This is a genomic window from Roseibium sediminicola, from assembly GCF_023156505.1.
Taxonomy (GTDB): Bacteria; Pseudomonadota; Alphaproteobacteria; order Rhizobiales; family Stappiaceae; genus Roseibium; species Roseibium sediminicola.
Genome location: NZ_JALNMJ010000001.1, coordinates 160,334 through 178,311, shown reverse-complemented (window position 1 = coordinate 178,311; position 17,978 = coordinate 160,334). Strand labels below are relative to the sequence as shown.

The 17,978-nt window shown below is 61.6% G+C and carries 19 protein-coding genes and 1 riboswitch; of the genes, 11 read left to right on the top strand and 8 right to left on the bottom strand.

The genetic code is table 11. The features are described from left to right. Positions 1 to 276 precede the first annotated feature (276 nt). From M0H32_RS00790 to groL, 4 genes are all read left to right on the top strand, one after another. Positions 277 to 1,758: a sigma-54 dependent transcriptional regulator gene (locus tag M0H32_RS00790; protein WP_425607279.1), complete on the top strand. Its 1,482-nt coding sequence runs from the start codon at positions 277 to 279 to the stop codon at positions 1,756 to 1,758. 224 nt (positions 1,759 to 1,982) lie between these two features. Next, entirely contained in the window at positions 1,983 to 2,519 is a 537-nt protein-coding gene (locus M0H32_RS00785) for a hypothetical protein (RefSeq protein WP_248149497.1), read from the top strand. 270 nt (positions 2,520 to 2,789) lie between these two features. Continuing rightward, entirely contained in the window at positions 2,790 to 3,077 is a 288-nt protein-coding gene (gene groES, locus M0H32_RS00780; protein WP_094074079.1) for a co-chaperone GroES, read from the top strand. 54 nt (positions 3,078 to 3,131) lie between these two features. Beyond that, positions 3,132 to 4,775, top strand: coding sequence for a chaperonin GroEL (groL, locus tag M0H32_RS00775; RefSeq protein WP_248149495.1), 1,644 nt, complete (start codon positions 3,132 to 3,134; stop codon positions 4,773 to 4,775). 181 nt (positions 4,776 to 4,956) lie between these two features. Here the strand turns inward: groL and M0H32_RS00770 are convergent, their stop codons facing one another. Further along, positions 4,957 to 5,547, bottom strand: coding sequence for a hypothetical protein (locus M0H32_RS00770; protein ID WP_248149493.1), 591 nt, complete (start codon positions 5,545 to 5,547; stop codon positions 4,957 to 4,959). Between the two features lie 294 nt (positions 5,548 to 5,841). On the opposite strand from M0H32_RS00770, the gene M0H32_RS00765 reads away from it, so the two are divergent. The 5 genes from M0H32_RS00765 to M0H32_RS00745 all read left to right on the top strand — a co-directional run bounded on the left by M0H32_RS00765 (position 5,842) and on the right by M0H32_RS00745 (position 10,978). Beyond that, the gene (locus M0H32_RS00765; RefSeq protein WP_248149491.1) at positions 5,842 to 7,617 is read left to right on the top strand and encodes an HTTM domain-containing protein; all 1,776 of its coding nucleotides are present in this window, start codon (positions 5,842 to 5,844) and stop codon (positions 7,615 to 7,617) included. Positions 7,618 to 7,714: 97 nt separating this feature from the next. Next, on the top strand, positions 7,715 to 7,927 hold the full coding sequence (locus M0H32_RS00760; RefSeq protein WP_248149489.1) for a SlyX family protein: 213 nt from the start codon (positions 7,715 to 7,717) through the stop codon (positions 7,925 to 7,927). Between the two features lie 92 nt (positions 7,928 to 8,019). After that, on the top strand, positions 8,020 to 9,033 hold the full coding sequence (locus tag M0H32_RS00755; protein WP_248149487.1) for an efflux RND transporter periplasmic adaptor subunit: 1,014 nt from the start codon (positions 8,020 to 8,022) through the stop codon (positions 9,031 to 9,033). Continuing rightward, complete coding sequence (locus tag M0H32_RS00750) at positions 9,030 to 10,268, top strand: ABC transporter permease (protein ID WP_248149485.1); 1,239 nt, start codon at positions 9,030 to 9,032, stop codon at positions 10,266 to 10,268. The genes M0H32_RS00755 and M0H32_RS00750 overlap by 4 nt, the downstream gene beginning before the upstream one ends. Further along, positions 10,265 to 10,978 (top strand): ABC transporter ATP-binding protein, encoded by a 714-nt coding sequence (locus M0H32_RS00745; RefSeq protein WP_248149482.1) that lies wholly within the window; start codon positions 10,265 to 10,267, stop codon positions 10,976 to 10,978. Before M0H32_RS00750 ends, M0H32_RS00745 begins: the two co-directional genes overlap by 4 nt. A 7-nt stretch (positions 10,979 to 10,985) precedes the next feature. Here M0H32_RS00745 and M0H32_RS00740 read toward each other — a convergent pair whose 3' ends face one another. Next, a complete protein-coding gene (locus M0H32_RS00740; protein ID WP_248149478.1) occupies positions 10,986 to 11,690 on the bottom strand; it encodes a YoaK family protein in 705 nt (234 codons plus the stop codon). Between the two features lie 82 nt (positions 11,691 to 11,772). Next, positions 11,773 to 11,894, top strand: a riboswitch (SAM-I-IV-variant riboswitch). Positions 11,895 to 11,935: 41 nt separating this feature from the next. Here M0H32_RS00740 and M0H32_RS00735 point away from each other — a divergent pair. Further along, the gene (locus M0H32_RS00735; protein ID WP_248149476.1) at positions 11,936 to 12,238 is read left to right on the top strand and encodes a hypothetical protein; all 303 of its coding nucleotides are present in this window, start codon (positions 11,936 to 11,938) and stop codon (positions 12,236 to 12,238) included. Between the two features lie 414 nt (positions 12,239 to 12,652). Here the strand turns inward: M0H32_RS00735 and M0H32_RS00730 are convergent, their stop codons facing one another. The 3 genes from M0H32_RS00730 to M0H32_RS00720 form a co-directional block, all read right to left on the bottom strand. Then, on the bottom strand, positions 12,653 to 12,997 hold the full coding sequence (locus M0H32_RS00730) for an acyl-CoA thioesterase (protein WP_248150516.1): 345 nt from the start codon (positions 12,995 to 12,997) through the stop codon (positions 12,653 to 12,655). 240 nt (positions 12,998 to 13,237) lie between these two features. Further along, positions 13,238 to 13,459 (bottom strand): hypothetical protein, encoded by a 222-nt coding sequence (locus M0H32_RS00725; protein ID WP_248149473.1) that lies wholly within the window; start codon positions 13,457 to 13,459, stop codon positions 13,238 to 13,240. Further along, positions 13,450 to 13,953, bottom strand: coding sequence for a group III truncated hemoglobin (locus M0H32_RS00720; RefSeq protein ID WP_248149470.1), 504 nt, complete (start codon positions 13,951 to 13,953; stop codon positions 13,450 to 13,452). The genes M0H32_RS00725 and M0H32_RS00720 overlap by 10 nt, the downstream gene beginning before the upstream one ends. Positions 13,954 to 14,049: 96 nt before the next feature. On the opposite strand from M0H32_RS00720, the gene M0H32_RS00715 reads away from it, so the two are divergent. Then, complete coding sequence (locus tag M0H32_RS00715) at positions 14,050 to 14,481, top strand: RrF2 family transcriptional regulator (protein ID WP_248149467.1); 432 nt, start codon at positions 14,050 to 14,052, stop codon at positions 14,479 to 14,481. Between the two features lie 216 nt (positions 14,482 to 14,697). Here the strand turns inward: M0H32_RS00715 and M0H32_RS00710 are convergent, their stop codons facing one another. The 3 genes from M0H32_RS00710 to M0H32_RS00700 all read right to left on the bottom strand — a co-directional run bounded on the left by M0H32_RS00710 (position 14,698) and on the right by M0H32_RS00700 (position 17,976). Further along, a complete protein-coding gene (locus M0H32_RS00710; RefSeq protein WP_248149464.1) occupies positions 14,698 to 15,387 on the bottom strand; it encodes a Crp/Fnr family transcriptional regulator in 690 nt (229 codons plus the stop codon). Positions 15,388 to 15,570: 183 nt separating this feature from the next. Beyond that, entirely contained in the window at positions 15,571 to 16,368 is a 798-nt protein-coding gene (locus M0H32_RS00705) for a ChbG/HpnK family deacetylase (protein ID WP_248149461.1), read from the bottom strand. A 108-nt stretch (positions 16,369 to 16,476) separates the two neighbouring features. After that, positions 16,477 to 17,976, bottom strand: a complete 1,500-nt coding sequence (locus tag M0H32_RS00700) for an ArnT family glycosyltransferase (RefSeq protein ID WP_248149459.1) — start codon at positions 17,974 to 17,976, stop codon at positions 16,477 to 16,479. Positions 17,977 to 17,978 lie beyond the last annotated feature (2 nt).

The window sequence follows — 17,978 nt, the reverse complement described above, 5'->3', positions numbered from 1 at the left end:
AATGAACCTGACATGGTTTCACCCCGTGTCGTCAGCGCGCTTGACCGGGCAATAAGCCCGCAACACGCCCACTTCCTATCGGTGCTTCGCCATTTCCCATGCCATTTCGACTTCATTTATGGGCCAGGCTCTCAGGCTAATTCGGACCTCTCCCCCGTTAATTCTGCAAAATGCGTCGTCTGACAACGCTTTGTTTACCCTGTTCGAAGAATTATCAAATTGACGAATCTTTCGATTTTCGAATGACCCAGACCGCAGAATGGGAGTTACCCAGCAATGGGGAGTAACGAGGGCAAAGAGTTGCCTGCAATTGTACGCGTATTGGACGCATCGGCTTCTGAGGCCTCCCGCACCTCCGCGGTTTGTGCCAAATTGTCAGCCGCCTGCACGGACCCCATTCTTTATACCGACAGTGCCTCCTGCCTGCAGGATCTGGCCGACAAGACCACCGACATTCTCATCATCGACCTGGAAACCATTGGCGGCGACGACGCTCTGGAAGCCTATGCGGTGCGCTGCCCCAGGGCCGTCATCATCGCTGTGTCAGCGCAAGGTTCGGTGTCTCGTGCCGTCAGCGCCATGCGCGCCGGTGCCCATGATTTCCTGACCAAGCCGTTTTCCCTGGACGCCCTGTCGTCCAAGATCATGTTCCAGCTCGAACAGCGACGCCCGGTCCAGACGGTGGCCGCACTTCCGGTGCCGCATCACGCGGAACCGGCACCAGTGGACACCATCCCGGCACGCCCGGTGCGGACAGCCGACACCGCCGGCCACCAGGCCAGGCTGATCGGCGTCTCGGCCAAGATGCGGGACATTCACGACCAGATCGCCCGAATGGCACCGTCCCAGGCTCCGGTCTTCATCACCGGCGAGTCCGGCACCGGCAAGGAGCTGTGCGCCAACGCGGTACACACCCAGTCGGAACGACGCCACAACCGTTTCGTCACGTTGAATTGCGCGGCAATCCCGCGCGACCTCATCGAAAGCGAAATCTTCGGCTATGTTCGCGGCGCTTTCACCGGGGCCACCGACAACCGCGCCGGCGCGGCGGAACAGGCCGATGGCGGCACCCTGTTTCTCGATGAAATCGGCGAGATGGATCTGCTCTTGCAATCGAAGCTGCTGCGGTTCCTGCAGACCGGAACGTTCCAGCGCCTCGGTGACACCAATACCCGCAAGGTCGACGCGCGCATCATCTGCGCCACCAACCGCAACCCGGTGGCCGAAATTTCGGCGGGCCGGTTCCGGGAAGACCTTTATTACCGTCTCCACGTTTTGCCGATCCACCTGCCGCCCCTGCGCGAACGGCGCGACGATATCCTGCCGCTGGCGGAAACCTTCCTGGATCGCTATTCAAACGAGGAACGGCGCTCCTTCAAAGGCTTCGATGCGGATGCCGAGGCACGGATCGTGTCTTACTCCTGGCCCGGCAATGTGCGCCAGCTGGAAAACACCATCCGGCAGATGGTGGTGATGAATGACGGGGTGGCGGTAACTTATGACATGCTGCCCCTGGTGATCCGGGATCAGACCGCCAGGCCCAATGCCATCATCGACCTGTCCCGGGAACGGTCCCGGTCGGCGCCCCCCAGCCGCCCCTTCGGCACCATCGAGCCGCTCTGGGCTCAGGAACGCCGGATCATCGAGGACGCGCTCGACGCCTTTGACGGCAACATTGCCATGGCGGCGGCGGCTCTGGAAATCAGTCCCTCGACGATTTACCGCAAACGCCAGTCGTGGAGCGCGCGTGCACTCTGACACCTGCGCTCTAAATGCAGTACAGAGAGCATTAACCGCGTTCAGGTTTTCTTTTTTCACGGATAAATATTTGGCCTTTGTTTGAGCCGATATTTACTGCGTCGCACACATAGTCTTGTTTCTTGGCGAAAGTCGGTCTATATCGGCAAAATCGCTGAAAACGAAAAGATTTAAAGGCGTGCGGGGAAAAGAATATGGTGGCTGGAAGACGTGTTCCTGGGCAGATGGTTTCTGCTGTTCTGATTGCGGGCGGACTGTTTGCAGGTTTGGCAAGCGCCTATGCTCAATCAGGGGCCAGTCAGCCTTCCCCGGCATTCCAGAATGCACTTGCCGCCTATGACCAGGCCTGGACCGCCTCCGGACTTGCCTTCACCGAAGTGACCTTTACCGACGGCACAGCCACCGGCTACGGGCAGTATACGCCACGGGAGAACGCCGTCTTTACCGACGAAGAAGCCCTGACCGTCTATGCCGAACCGGTCGGCTACGGCTTCAGTGAAAGCGGCGGCGGTTACGCCTACCAGCTGACAGCCAGCTTCCGCCTGCTCAACCTGTCCGGTCAGGTGCTGGCCGAACAGGACAATTTCGCGACCTTCACCGGCAGCGGCCGCACCAAAAAGCGCGAGCTTTCCGCTGCTCTGACCTTCCAGTTCAGCGGTCTTCCGGCAGGCGACTACCAGCTTGAAGCCCAGTTCCAGGACGAAGTCGGCGGCGGCCAGTCCAGCTTCACCTTGCCTTTCTCGGTTACCGGCACCAACTGATTGCTCAGTGTGATTGCGCCTGAGAACTCAGGCTTCGGGCTTTAAGCGGCCGGTCCAAACCGGCTGCAGCCATTTTTCCCGATTAAATTCTCGTCACAAAGCATTGACAAGACGGGCTCGGCTTCATAAATCCATGGCGCTGTTAGCACTCGCCTCAAGGGAGTGCTAACACGCTGCGAAGGGCAGGGTCCTTCGTATCAAGTCAACCTAGAAATCATGTCTCGCGCGCTGCCTATTGCGTGGGGCGCGCTCATGAGAGGAAACAGTCTTATGGCATTTCGTCCACTGCACGACCGTGTCGTTGTTCGCCGCGTAGACTCTGAAGAGAAGACCGCAGGCGGCATCATCATTCCGGACACCGCGAAAGAAAAGCCGCAGGAAGGCGAGATCATCGCTGTCGGCACCGGTGCCCGTAAGGACAATGGCGAGATCGTCGCCCTCGACGTCAAGGCAGGCGACCGCGTCCTGTTCGGCAAGTGGTCCGGCACCGAAGTCAAGATCGACGGTGAAGACCTCCTGATCATGAAGGAATCCGACATCATGGGCGTGATCGCTTAATCCAGCGAACCGCTTCTGATCTCAACATCATTCCAGAATAAGTGAGACGACCACATGTCTGCTAAAGAAGTAAAATTCTCCTCCGACGCCCGCGAGCGCATGCTGCGCGGCGTGGACATCCTGGCAAACGCCGTCAAAGTGACCCTCGGCCCGAAAGGCCGTAACGTCGTTCTCGACAAGGCTTTCGGCGCACCGCGCATCACCAAGGACGGTGTTTCCGTTGCCAAGGAAATCGAACTCGAAGACAAGTTCGAAAACATGGGCGCCCAGATGGTGCGCGAAGTGGCTTCCAAGACCAACGACATCGCTGGCGACGGCACCACCACCGCAACCGTTCTGGCCCAGTCCATCGTCCGCGAAGGCGCCAAGGCTGTTGCCGCCGGCATGAACCCGATGGACCTGAAGCGCGGCGTCGATCTCGCTGCTGCCGAAGCCGTCAAGGCCCTGACCGCTGCGTCCAAGACCATCACCACCTCCGCTGAAGTGGCCCAGGTCGGCACCATCTCCGCAAACGGCGACGAGCAGGTCGGCAAGGACATTGCCGAAGCCATGCAGAAAGTCGGCAACGAAGGCGTGATCACCGTCGAGGAAGCCAAGTCTCTCGAGACCGAGCTGGAAGTCGTCGAAGGCATGCAGTTCGACCGCGGCTACCTGTCCCCGTACTTCGTCACCAACGCCGACAAGATGCTGGCTGACCTCGAAAAGCCGTACATCCTGCTGCACGAGAAGAAACTCTCCAACCTGCAGGCCATGCTGCCGATCCTGGAAGCCGTGGTTCAGTCCTCCCGTCCGCTGCTCATCATCGCAGAAGACGTTGAAGGCGAAGCCCTGGCGACCCTCGTCGTCAACAAGCTGCGCGGCGGCCTGAAAATCGCTGCTGTCAAGGCTCCGGGCTTCGGCGATCGCCGCAAGGCCATGCTGGAAGACATCGCCATCCTGACCGGCGGTACCGTCATTTCCGAAGACCTCGGCATCAAGCTGGAAAACGTCACCCTCGACATGCTCGGCACCGCCGAGAAGGTGTCCATTACCAAGGAAAACACCACCATCGTCGATGGTGCGGGTTCCAAGGACGACATCCAAGGTCGCGTTGGCCAGATCAAGGCCCAGATCGAGGAAACCACTTCCGATTACGACCGTGAGAAGCTCCAGGAGCGTCTCGCCAAGCTCGCAGGCGGCGTTGCCGTGATCCGCGTCGGCGGTGCGACCGAAATCGAAGTGAAAGAGAAAAAAGACCGCGTTGACGACGCTCTGAACGCAACCCGCGCTGCCGTTGAAGAAGGCATCGTCCCGGGTGGCGGCACGGCTTTGCTGCGTGCGAAAAAGGCTGTCGCGGCTCTGGCTTCCGACAATGCCGACATCGCAGCCGGCATCAAGATCGTCCTGCGCGCTCTGGAAGCTCCGATCCGTCAGATCGCTGAAAACGCTGGTGTCGAAGGCTCCATCGTGGTCGGCAAGATCCAGGAAAACGACGACGACACCTTCGGCTTCAACGCTCAGACCGAAGAATTCGTCAACATGATCGAAGCCGGCATCATCGACCCGACCAAGGTTGTGCGCACGGCTCTTCAGGACGCTGCTTCCGTCGCAGGCCTGCTGATCACCACCGAAGCCATGGTTGCCGAGCTGCCGAAGAAAGACTCCGGTCCGGCCATGCCGGGCGGCGACATGGGCGGCATGGGCGGCATGGGCTTCTAAGAAGCCCAAAGCTCACAAACTTACCGGAAAGGGCGGCCCTCGGGCCGCCCTTTTTGCATGGCGCTCCGCCCATCATTCTGGCTTTGTGCGGCCAGCCCGATGCACCGCGTCTTGGGTCGCGGCACGCTTCACCGATCAACTGGTCATCGGCTGAAGGGACCAGAGTGACCGAAAAACCGCTCTAGGACCTGTCGCTGAAATATTGTCCGGCCTTGTACCAGAGATACGCCGCGACCAGGCCTGCGCCACCAAAGGTCGCCATTGTTTCGAGGAGCGTGGCGGAAAGAGGCTCGTCCGCTTCGATATCCGTGCGCAGGCCGAAGATGCCCGACCAGTCATAGGCGGCAATGTCGCTGAAGTCCTGCTGTTCGCTCACCATGAAATAGACAAGGCCCGCAATCATGCCCAGGACCGGCACCAGCGGATATTTTGCGCTGATGGCACGCTTGATGCGCTCTTCATCGTCCTGCATCTGCGCCTGCAGCCCCCGGAACTGCAGGTACATTAGATAGCCGACCAGGAGCATGACCGGAATGACGGCGAGGGAAAGCACGCCCTTGCCCGCACCGGTAAGGAACAGTCCGCCGGTGAGTGTCAGGGTGATCCCGGCCGCAGCGGCGGCCGGCCAGGGACGGTTGGCAACGAAGCTCGCCGCCGCAGGATCCTTGTATTCTTCTATTGCCTGGTGAAACGGCTTCGGACGGCCGGCAGGATTTGCGGCCGGCCGATTTCCAGACTGCCCGCGTTTGCCGAAAGACTGCTTCTGCGCCATGACACCCTCACCACAATCGACCCGTCAGGACATATAAGCATTGCAACTTAAGATAAGTTTAGCGTTACTGCTGGCGAGTTCCTGACGCCCCGAGCTGGGAGCTCGGAGTCCCCGCGGGCCGAGGTTGCCTCGCAAGCAGAACGAAAGCTGCTGGCCGCTTCGGCAAGGCTCACACCCTAGCATCCCGTCATGGCGTGTGGTTTGTTAACCATACCAAGGCACGATAGCGAAACCCGTTAGGATCTCAGACCGAACCGTCGTGCCAGCCAGCCCATGAAGCCAATCCGCACACATTTGGCACCCCTTAGAACCATCTTCGGCATCGACCTGCGCACGCTGGCGCTGTTCCGGGTGTTGCTCGGTGTCTATATCCTGATCGATCTCGCGATGCGCTCCCGCGATCTGGTGAGCCACTATACCGATGCCGGGATCATGCCACGGTCGGTGCAGATTGATCATCTCTACATCACCACCTGGTCGCTGCATCTGGCCAATGGGGCGGCCTGGTTCCAGGCGTTGCTGTTCGTCCTGGCAGGGTTCGCCGCAATCGGTCTCTTGGTCGGCTGGCGCACGCGTGCCATGACAGCGATCTCCTGGCTTTTGATGCTGTCGGTGCAGAACCGCAATACCTTCATCCTGTCCGGCGAGGACAATCTGGCGCTGCTGATGCTGTTCTGGGCGATGTTCCTGCCGCTTGGCGCGCGGTGTTCGGTGGACGCCGCCCTGGACCGGACCAATCGTTTCACCGGCAACGACTATTTCACGATGGCGACAATGGCCCTGCTGCTTCAGGGCATGTCGATGTACTTCTTCAGCGCGCTCCTGAAAACCCATCCGATCTGGTATCAGGACGGCACGGCGGTCCATTACGCCCTGCAGCTCGACTACCTGGTGACCCCGTTCGCGCTCTGGTTCCGGCAGTTCCACGAGCTGATGGCCGGTCTCACCTACTATGTCTACGCGCTGGAACTGGTCGGGCCGTTCCTGATCTTCTCGCCGATCTTCCACCGCACGCTGCGGACGATCTTCATGCTGGCCTTCATGACCATGCATCTGTCGTTCCTGCTGTTTCTCGAAATCGGCTTTTTTCCGTTCATTTCGATCATCATGAACCTGACCTTCATGCCGGGCTGGATGTGGGACAAGCTGGCCGGCTGGCTGCCGCTGCGCTGCCAAGGGCAACTGACGATCTGGTACGACCGGGGCTGCGATTTCTGTGAGAAGTCCTGCCAGCTGCTGCGTGTCTTTCTGTTCCTCGGCGACACGCCCGTGCGGCCGGCCCAGGACGATGCCGAGATCGGCGCGGAGCTGGAACGCCAGAACTCCTGGGTGGTGAGCGAGGGCGAATGCCGCCACTTCAAGACCGGGGCGCTGGCCGCGCTTGCCGGAACCTCGCCTGTGTTCTTTCCGCTCGGCTGGCTGCTTAGGCGCAGCCTGGTTCAGGCGATCGGCGACCGGTGCTATGGCTGGGTCGGGCGCAACCGACCGCTTCTGTCGCGCTTCACGGCGAGATGGCTGCCCTGGCGCCTGGTCCCGCAGCGCTTCGGCCCGGTCACGCAGGTCTTCGCGGGCCTCTTCCTGGTGTTCATCACCGTTCAGAACGTCTCGACCCTGCCAGGAAGCGGCGTGACGCTGCCGGACGGATTTAGAATGGTGCGTCAGGCGCTTGGGCTTTACCAGAACTGGACCATGTTCGCACCCTATCCGGAAATGACCAGTCCCTGGCCGGTGATCGAAGGCGAACTCACCGACGGCACCATCGTCGATGTCTATCATGACAGGCCGGGACTGGCGGACTTTGAGAAACCGGCGGTCGTTTCAAAGGTCTATGCCAATTACCGCTGGCGCAAGTTCCTGTCCCAGCTGGAAGACCAGACCTATGAGGATGTGCCGCAGACCCTGGCGCTCGCCTATGGACGGTATCTGTGCGGGCACTGGCGTGAAGCCCATCCGGACGGGCCGGCCTTGTCCAGCTTCATCCTCTATTTCCAGATCGAGATCTCGCAGCCTCCGGGCGTGCCGAAGGAAGTGGAAACCCAGCAGGTCTGGAGCCATGACTGTTTCGGCTGAAGCCTTTTTCCGCTCCTCTTCCTGAATTGTGCTTTCCGCGCGAGAGGCCTATATGTGGCCCCGCAATACACGCCCGCCAGCGATCCAGGAGACAGGCATGTCAGACGATCACGAAGCCCGTCTGGAAAAACTCGAAATCGATCTTGCCCACGCCACCAACACCATCGACGAACTCAACGCGGTGGTCGTGGACCAGGCGCGCAAGATCGAGCGTATGACCCGGCTTCTGGCCAACATGACCGATCAGGTGGAAGAGCTGATGGACAATGTCCTGCCTGGCCACCACGTCGAAAAGCCGCCACATTACTGAGGCGAAATCCTCCGCATATTTACGGATTTGATCCAGGCCATGGCGTCCCACCTATGAGAGGCTATGCTCACGGCCAATGGGAGAAGTGCGTCATGCGGTTGATGAAAATTCTGGGTCTCGTCCTGCTGCTCGCTGCCGGCATTGGCGGCTGGAACTGGTGGACGGCCCGCCCGCAAAAGGTCGAGGTGGTTGCGCCTTACAACGGCCGGGCAGCCGAAGTCGTCTATGCCACCGCCGTGGTGGAACCGGTCCGCTGGGCCAAGGTCACCAGCATCATCCGCGAGCGGATCATTTCTCTGTGCGGCTGCGAGGGGCAGGAAGTTGCCCAGGGCGATCAATTGGCCGAACTCGACAGCGGCGACGCAAGGGCGACCCTCGCCGAACTGGAAGCCCGGCAGGTATTGGCCCAGTCCGACCGGGAGCGGGCCCAGCAGCTTCTGGAACGCCGGGTGGTCAGCCAGCAGCTTTATGACAAGGCGCAAAGCGAGCTGGTCCGGGTCAATGCCATGATCGCCGCCCAGAAGGAACGGCTGCGCGACTATCGGATTGTCGCGCCGATGGACGGCATGGTGCTGCGCCAGGACGGCGCGGTCGGCGAGGTGGCGGAACCCGGCGAGATCCTGTTCTGGATCGGCCAGCCCAGCCCGCTGCAGCTGGTTGCCGAGGTCAATGAAGAGGACATTCCCAAGGTCGCCGAGGGCCAGACCGCCCTGATCAAGGCCGACGCCTTCCCGGACCGGGAGCTGACGGCCAAGGTCTCGCGGATCACGCCCAAGGGCGATCCGGTCCTGAAGAACTATCGCGTCTATCTGGATCTGCCCGAGGACACGCCGCTCAGGATCGGCATGACGGCGGAAATCAACATCGTCACGGCCGAAAAGACCGACGCCCTGCTGCTGCCGCTGGCCGCCTTTGATGGCTCGAAAGTGCAGATGATCGGTGAAGACAATCAGGTCCGTCTGGAGACGCTTCAGACCGGCATCCGCGGCACCCGTGCCGTTGAGGTTCTGGGTGGTTTAGGCACGGATGCCCGTGTGGTTTTTCCCTTCGACGCAACGCTCACGGAGGGCGATAAAGTGCAGCCGGAGACCGGAGCGCGGCCATGATCCTGCTGCTCCGGATCGCGGCGACCCACGTGCGCAACAGGCTGCGGCAGACGGTTGTCTCAACGCTCGGCGTTGCGCTCGGTGTCGGCTTTTCCGTCGCCATGGCCAGCCTGATGGAGGGTTCGCAGCGCGATTTCATGGCGACCCTGATCGAGGCCATTCCCCATGTCGAGATCCTTGACGAACAACGCGCGCCCAGAGATCAACCCGCCAGCCTCAAATACGATGCCGTCGTCTTTCACGGCCTCCGCCCCAAGGAAGACCTGCGCGGCATCCGCAACCCGACCGAGGCGCTGGCCTCGTTGCGTGACTGGGTGGGCGGCATGCTGGCGCCGCGCCTCAGCGGCCAGGCGGTGCTGCGCTACAGTGGGCAGGACATTGGCCTGACCCTGATCGGGGTGGTGCCGCGCCGGGAGCTGGCCGTCTCAAAGATCGGCGAGGACATGCGGCTCGGGTCCTTCAACGACCTGGACACAACCTCGAACGGACTGGTGATCGGCGACAAGGCAGCAAGCCGGCTGGGCGCGGACCTCGGCGACACGGTGACGCTGACCTCGGCCAATGGCGTCGCCAAGCGGTTCAAGATCGTCGGCCTGTTTCACACCGGCATCACCACCAGCGACGAAGGCCTTGCCTATGCGCCGCTGAAGGCGGTGCAGATCCTTCTGGAAAAACCGGACATCATCAATTCGATTTCCATTCACCTGAACAGGATCAAGGACGCCAACGAGGTTGCGGCGCGAGCCGAACGTCAGCTCGGCTACAAGGCGGTTTCCTGGGAAGAGGCCAATGAGGGCCTGATGGAGGCCTTCTTCGTGCGCAACGTGATCATGTACACGGTGGTCGGCGCGATCCTGGTGGTGGCCGGCTTCGGCATCTACAACATCGTCTCCACCATCGTGCATGAAAAGGCCAAGGACATCGCCATCCTGAAATCGCTCGGCTTTCCGGAAGGCGATATCCAGCGGATCTTCGTGCTGGAGGGCCTGGTGATCGGCGTGCTCGGTGCCATTGCCGGGTCTTGTCTCGGCTTCGCCCTGTCGAGCTATCTCGCCACCGTAAAATTCGAGCTGACGACCGACGTGGAAATGACACGCCTGCCGATCCACTTTTCCGTCTATCACTACGTCATTGCCTGCCTGCTGGCGCTGTTTTCCTCCGCCATTGCCGGCTTGCTGCCGGCGCGCAAGGCCGCCCGGCTCAATCCGGTCGACATCATCCGGGGGGCGACATGAGTGCGGCACCTCAACCGAAAGCGGACACCCCGCTGCTGGAGGTCAGCGGCCTCACCCGCATCCTGCCCGCCGTTGTGCCGGTGACGCTGGTCAAGGATGTGACCTTCACGGTGGGCGAGAGCGAGTTCGTCGCCATCACCGGTCCGTCCGGATCCGGCAAGTCGTCCCTGCTCTACCTGCTCGGTCTGCTCGACCGGCCGACGAAGGGCGAGGTCCGGATCGGCGGGAGCCCGACCCATGATCTGTCCTCCGCCGAGATGGCGCATCTGAGGCTGGAAAAACTCGGTTTCGTGTTCCAGTTCCACTTCCTGCTGCCGGAATTCACCGCGCTCGACAATGTGCTGATCCCGATGCAGCGGCTTGGCAAACTGTCCCGCAAGGCGCAGGAGGAGCACGCCAGGGGGCTGCTTGCGGATCTCGGCCTGGAGGCGTTCCTGCACCGGCGGCCGGAGCAGCTCTCGGGCGGTCAGCGCCAGCGGGTCGCCGTTGCCCGGGCGCTTGCCAATTCGCCGGACCTGATCCTGGCGGACGAGCCGACCGGAAGCCTGGATTCAGCCGCGACCGAGCAGGTCTTCGAAAGCCTTCAGAAGATCGTCGAACGGCAGGGCACCACGGTGATCGCCGTCACCCACGACCTGGAGCTCGCCGCCCGCATGGCGCGGCGCATTCATCTGGTGGACGGCATGGTCGATTTTGACCGGCGCAGCTGAGCCGTGATCACTCCGCCGCGTCACCGGCCAAAGGTTGCACTGCCGCAAGCAGCAGCAGCACAGCGACCGGCACCGCGAGCGCCCAGAAACCGGCGAGCGTCATCAGCAGGCTGGCCAGCAGGCCACCGGTGGCGAAGGCCGCGATGACCAGGGCCTGATGCACGATCCTGGCGCGGCTGTCGGCCCGGGTCTCCGGATGCTGGAAATAATCGGCAATGCCAAGCACCAGTTTCAGGGAGTTGCCTGTCATCATGGTGGTCGGCACGTGCCGGTTCAGAAGCGTCAGCATGATCACGTTCTGCAGCGCCATGGCCACAGTCGACAGGCCGACGGCAATCAGCGTCACGCTTCCCAGCGGTCCTGCCGCTTGCGGATCGCCCAGCCCCGCCACCAGCATGAAGCCCGCCACAAGTGCGGCCTCGAGGGTGAACAACTGCGCGACGCTGACCCTTTTTGCCTGGATCAGGCGGCTGACGGTTGTGTACCAGAACAGGGTGGAGACCAGGAACATCGCCAGCACGAAGACCTTCAATGCCGCGTTGTCGCCCTTGTGAAACACTTCGGTGCACAGAACCACAAGCGTGCCGGTGATAAAGGCTGTGAAGGTGTGGAACAGGCCGAGAATACACACGACGTCGATAAAACAGGCGCAGAAGGCCAGCAGGATCGGCACCAGCGGCCGGCTGTGATGCAAGGCGGATCGGTCCAGCAATGAAGGTCTCCGGTCATGCGGTTCAAGTAGATGTGCCATGCGCCGGGGGACTTGCCAAGCATCCTGTGTCGTGGCATAAGCGCGCCATCATCAAGAGAAGGGCTGGCGCCCTCGCCAACCTGCCGACCGGGCAAGGTGGTTTCCGCAACAGGGATGCGGCCGGATCGATCCTATTGGGGCGCTTCGGCAATCAAGCGGTTTTCTTCAATGCGCCAGTCCTCCTCGGGCAACCGATGGAGGATTAATTGTCTCAGGACCCGTTTGCCGGACGTGCGGCAGATCTGATCGAGAACCGGCTGGACGACCAGCCACATCTTGCCAGCGACGATATCTGGCGCAAGGCAGCGGAAGACTGCGTTTTGTCGCGGATCCGGACCTTGCGCATTCTCGGCGGCCTGCCCCGCCACAAAGCCCCGCTCAGCCATGATGCCAGGCTCGAGCGCCTCAAAGGCCTGCTGCAACTCTGGGCCAATGGCTGCACCTGCGCGGTCGACGAGGATCTCTTCGCCGACATTCTCAACCGGCAGCGGTCGGGTCGGCTTTCCTGAGTTTTTGGCAGGCCAGCACTTCGATCTATAGGAGCAACCACGCATTCGGCGTCATCCTGAGGGGCGCGCCTGCGCGCGTCTCGAAGGACCGGCTGCACGGTTGGAACAAGCGGCCCGTCCTTCGAGACGCCGCTTCGCGGCTCCTCAGGATGACGCTGTTGGGTGTAGCTAGCGCGGGAAACCAGGCCTCAAGACTTCCCTGCAACGGGAGGGTCGCTGAAACAATTCAGTAAAAGCCGTTTCAACAAGACCTTTTCCGCACCCATTGACGTCATCCTGAGGAGGACCGTCAGGTCCGTCTCGAAGGAGCGGCCGCTTGTTCCACCACTTGTGACTCGGCTTTCGAGACGCCGCTCCTAAGCAGGACGCCGCCGGGTGAGGCCAAGCTGCGATGAAAGAGACGACCCAAACACCTCAGTGCTGGGTGGGCACCGGGCGCGGTTTGCCGCTGTCGTCGACGGCGACCATGGTGAAGATCGCCTCGGTGACCTTTTCCCGGTGGCCGTAGCGATGGCGCAGGGCCCAGGCCTCGATCTTGATTTCCATGGACGACGTGCCGACCCGGCCGACGCTGGTATAGACGCATAGGACATCGCCGACATGGACCGGTCGGATGAACTTCATCTTGTCGACCGCGATGGTGACCACCCGCCCCTCGGCGCGCTGACCGGAGGCGATGCCGCCCGCCAGATCCATCTGCGACAGCACCCAGCCGCCGAAAATGTCGCCGGAGGCGTTGGTGTCGGCCGGCATGGCCATTGTGCGCAATGTCAGCTCGCCCGTTGGTTTGTCGTCGCTCACGCCTGATCCCCTCTTTCCGATTCAGACAGGAAGACTACCCGGAGGCGCGGCGAGCACAAGATCTTTCCGCTCAGATCACCATCATCAGAACGGCCATGATCCAGAGCGGCAGCGGCGCCGCGATCCAGATCAGAAGGATGGGCAGACCGCGGCTGAGAAGGTTCGAGGTGGACATTGGATAGCTCCTTCGGAGGGCGATCAGCTGATCGCCTTGATTTCAAGAACGGTCATGACGGCAAGCGCAACCATGCCGGTGACAAAGGCCAGCTTGGCGCTGCCGATCAGTGTGCGGCCGGCGATATCCAGCTTGGGCAGGGGCATGTCGCGGCTGTCCAGATACATGGACATCAGCATCAGCGAGAACACTGTGAACCAGACGGCCACGAGGGCTTCGGCGACAAGGACGACGGTTACCAGCATGATCCGCTCCAGTCAGAGTGTTGCGAGAAGAGTTCGGCGGGCGGGTTTGCCCCGGGCGTGCCGAAGGTGGCAAGCCAGAGGCTCTGGGCAATGCGTTCGGCGACGGCGATGATTTCGTCGGCGAGATCCGGCACGAACAATTCGCGGATCACCGGCCGGAACACGGACAGCCAGGCGGCGTAGTCGGCACTGACGAGTTCCTTCTGTTTCAGATGGGCCGGCACCGGCTTGCCCTTATAGGCGCCGTTCTTCATCAGCACCGACTGCCAGAAGGCTTCCATCTTGGGCAGATGTTCGTCCCAGCGGCCGGCGAGCCGGCGCTCGAAGATCTCGCCGAGACGCGGATGCTCGCGGATGCAGCCGTAGAACGTGTGCACCATGATATGGATCACCTGTTCGTCAATCAGCTCGTAGCGCTGCAGCCGGTCGCCTGTGTCGGGCGCGACCCGGCGCTTGAGCTTGTACCGATGTTCCGAAGTTTCACGGGCTTCCATCGCCGCCTCCAAACATTCATTTAAGATGCATCTTTTAAGTGACACAGGCCCGCGCTAAAATCAACATCTAAGATGAATGTTTTACGGGATGCAGCCATGCGCCTTAGTCAGGCCAGCGATTTTGCCTTGAGGATCCTGATGGCCGCCGGCCAGTCGGACGCACCGCAGACCGTCGAAAAATTGTCGACGCAGCTCGGACTGGCGAAGTCCCATGTCATGAAGATCGTCGCCCATCTGGCCAAGGGCGGTTACCTGGAAACGACCCGCGGGCGCGGTGGCGGCATCCGGCTGGCTAAGGCGCCGGAGCAGATCCGGCTCGGCGACGTGGTCCGCCTGATCGAGCCGGATCTCGGTGTCGTCGCCTGCCTGAAACCGGACACGGAGACGTCTTGCGCCTTCCTGCCCCGCTGCGCCCTGAAAGGCGCCATGGCCCGGGCGGCTGAGGCGTTTCTGGACAGTCTCAACACCCAGACGCTGGCGAGTATTCTTGTGGGGACGCAAAGGGCGGTGATGGTGGGAAGCAACTAAACTCGCCTCACCTCGGTGGTCATCCCCGACTTGATCGGGGATCTATTGGCCTCTCAACCCGGCACCAAATTGCACAGGTGTCTGTGAACTTGCGGCGCCCTTAGCACCAAATCCATAAGAGCTCTGGTGGTGATTGGGTCCCCGATCAAGTCGGGGATGACCACTGAATGTGTCGAATGTCCGAGTGCTTGGAAAAGGTCTGCAAGACTCCGCCCCCTAAAGCGTCGAGGCCTGTTCCAGGAACTCGATCTGTTCAATGCAGTAATAGCCGGAGATGCGGCTGATGGTGCCGGCGCGTTTCCAGTCGTTGAGCACACGGCTGACATTCTCGCGCGCGGCGCCGGCCATGTTGGCAATATCCGCCTGGCTGAGCTTGTAGTGGATCAGCAACCGGCCATCATCGAGCTGCTTGCCAAAGGTTTCCGACAATTGCAGCAGGGTTTGGGCGACCCGGCCCGGCAGTGGCAAGAAGGAGCGCGCGGCGAGCACGTCATTCGCGTGACGCAGGCGCTTGCCGACAATCGACAGCATATGGCGGTAGACCGCCGGGTTTTCATCGGCGAAGCGCTGGAATGCGGCCTTGTCGATGAAAGCGAGCTGGGCTTCCTTCAGCGCACTGACCGTTGCCGAGCGCGGGCGCCCGTCCAGAAGGGCCAGTTCGCCGACGAGATCGCCGGGACCGAGCACGGCCAGAAGCTGCTCATCGCCCTCCACCGACAGAAGCGCCACCTTGAGCGAGCCTTCCAAGACGGCGTAACAGCCGTTTCCAGGGTCGCCGTTTTCGAACAGGATCGTGCCCGCGGCAATTTTCATCGGCCGTGCCAGGCGCGACAAGCCGACCGCCAGCTCGGGGTCCAGCCCCTCCAAAGAAAAGCTGTTTCTCAAAAAGTCTTTAATTTCCGCCACACCGACCCCCTGCCTAGAGCGCTGCATGTGAAAAAGCGGATCAACAGGAAAACTTGTGATCCTCATCACGTGCAATGGAGCAAAATAACCCTATATCAAAGGACATGGAAGCGGGGTTGCCCCTCCCCCCTTCCAGACCTCCACGAAAAACGGTCCTGTTCCCCGCAGGACCGTTTTTTCGTTTCAATTCAGGAACACGTCCTTCTTTTCCAGCGTATGGAAGAATCTGTCGCTGGCAAGCACCTCATACTGACATTCCCTGATGGCAACCTTGCGGCGCGGCTCTTCGCGCCTCAGGCGGTCGTCCGGCTGCCCCGGAATGGCCGCCACGAAACTCCGGTCGCTCATGCCGTCAAAATGGTTGTGCAACAATCGCTGCAGCTCTTCCGGATCCTCGGTTTCCGGCAGGGGATCGGCCTTTGGCAGCATCTTCAAGCCGTAGGATTTCGCCAAATGCGCCAGGCGCATCGGTTTCAGACCGGAGCGCACCGGCGAGATCACCAGCGGGGGCCTGTCGTAATCGGCATGCACAATGGCCTTGAACACCAGCCGCGCCAGAGAGGTTCGGGCCAGCAGGCCTTCGCGCACGGCAACGAAATCCGGCTGCCTTTTCATCAGAACGCTGTAGCGGGCCAACTGTGCCTGGGCCTCTTCCAGAAGCAGCTCGTCGGGCAGCAGGCGGAACAAAGCACGGCGCTGCAATTGCTCACGCGTGAACATGCGGTCGCCATAGGTGTCCTGCATGCGGCCGCTGACCGGCGACACCCGGTCGCCGCTGAAGGCCAGCGTCACGCCGAAGAGCGCGCGGTCGCCAACTTTTTGAACCGTATCCTGAAGAGGACGGAATTCACGCGGCCACAGATCCGTGGTCACCATGGCCCCGAGCGCGCTCAAGCGCCCCTGCTCGACAAGCTCGCGCAGGGCGCGGTCGACCCCGAAGGCCAGACCGTAATCAAGGGCACCAAGTGTAATACGCTTCATATAATTCCGCGGACGGACCGGACAAACTGACTAATCGGTCATAATCCCTGCGGCATTCGGAGAAGCATTGCAAGTCAGTTGTTTAATGAAGGCGATCTCTGCTGCCAGTCATCTGTCCGCGATCGGCTCGAATACCGGACCGATCCGGCCGCCCAGCCTGTAGACCACCAGTGTCTCCAGAGGAACCCCCTTGACGGTCCGCGTCAGCTCGGCAATCGGCTTGACCTGGCCGAAGCTGTCTTGCAATTCGTCCGCCTTGTCGCGGCGCTCGACCGCCACATAAAGCCCCGGCCCGTCGAACAGCGACAGGTCCGGATCGCCGGCCATGATGTAGCGGATGCGCTCTGTCACCTGAACCACCGGAACGGTATCCTTCAAAAGGAAATCGAGCTGGCCGTTGAGGCCGTAGCTGGAGGTCGCGACGAAGCCCGCCCCTTCTCGATGCGCGATTTCTTTAAGCTCGGCGCCGATCTCCGGCCAGCCGCGAAGCTGGAAGGTGGGGTCCTTGCGGGCAAGGGTTCCCGTGATCGGCCAAACCGCATGCAGCTGCACGACAATCGCGACGATCAGGCCGAGCAGCACGCCCGCCTGCGCCAGCCGGGTCCAAGGCATCTTCGCGGCGGAAAGACCGGCCACGAACACGGCCGCCATCATGGCGAAAGCCGGGAACAGCGGCGCGGGCCAATTGGCCTGAACGCGGGCATGCAGCGAATGGTAAAGCAAATAGGCGAGGAACGGCAGCACGGTCAGCAGCAGCAGGGAAGCCGCGTTGTCGTGGTTCCTGAAGCGCCTTGCCAGGATCACAGCGCCCGGCACAGCCAGCACCGCGATCAGCGGATTCATCAGCCCGATCAGCGCGCCCAGAAACTCGAAGATATATTTAAAGGTGAAGCCGCCCGAGCCTGCCCGGCCGAACTGCTTGTAGAAGCTGACCCAGTCATGCAGGTGGTTCCAGTAGAGCACCGGCGCGAAGCAGAGAACGGCGATCAACCCGCCGGCCCAGAGCTGCCAGCTGGTCCACCAGCGGCGCGCCTGCGGCACCCACACCAGCCAGAGCACGATGCCCGCGCCCAGGAACAGGACTGAATATTTGGCCAGCAGTCCGAGCCCGGCCATCAGGCCGACAACCAGCCACCAGTTGGCGTTTCTTGATTCGGAAAGTTCAGCCAGCGCCCAGAGGCTCAGCCCCCAGAACAGCACCGACGGCGCATCGGGTGTTGCCAGGATGCCGCCGATGCCGACCAGAAGAGAGGTGTTCAGAAAAAGCACCGCCCAGCCGGCAACCTTGCGGTCGAAGAGCAGCAAAGCCGTGCGCCACAGCGCCAGCGAGCCGATCACGCCGGAGCCGATCACCATCGCCCTGACGGCAAAGACCGTGTCGCCGAAGAGTGCCTGGCCTGCCGCGATCCACCAGCCGATCATCGGCGGATGGTCGTAATAGCTGGGCGCCGGATAAAGCCCCCAGATCCGGTAATAGGCCTCGTCCTCGACGAAATGCGCATTGGACGCGGCAAAGATCTTCAACGCCGTCAGCAGGCCAACCAGCAGAGCCAGGCCGGCCGGGCGCAGGAAAAACGGAAGCTCGGCTCTAGGCTCTGTCGTCGTCACGC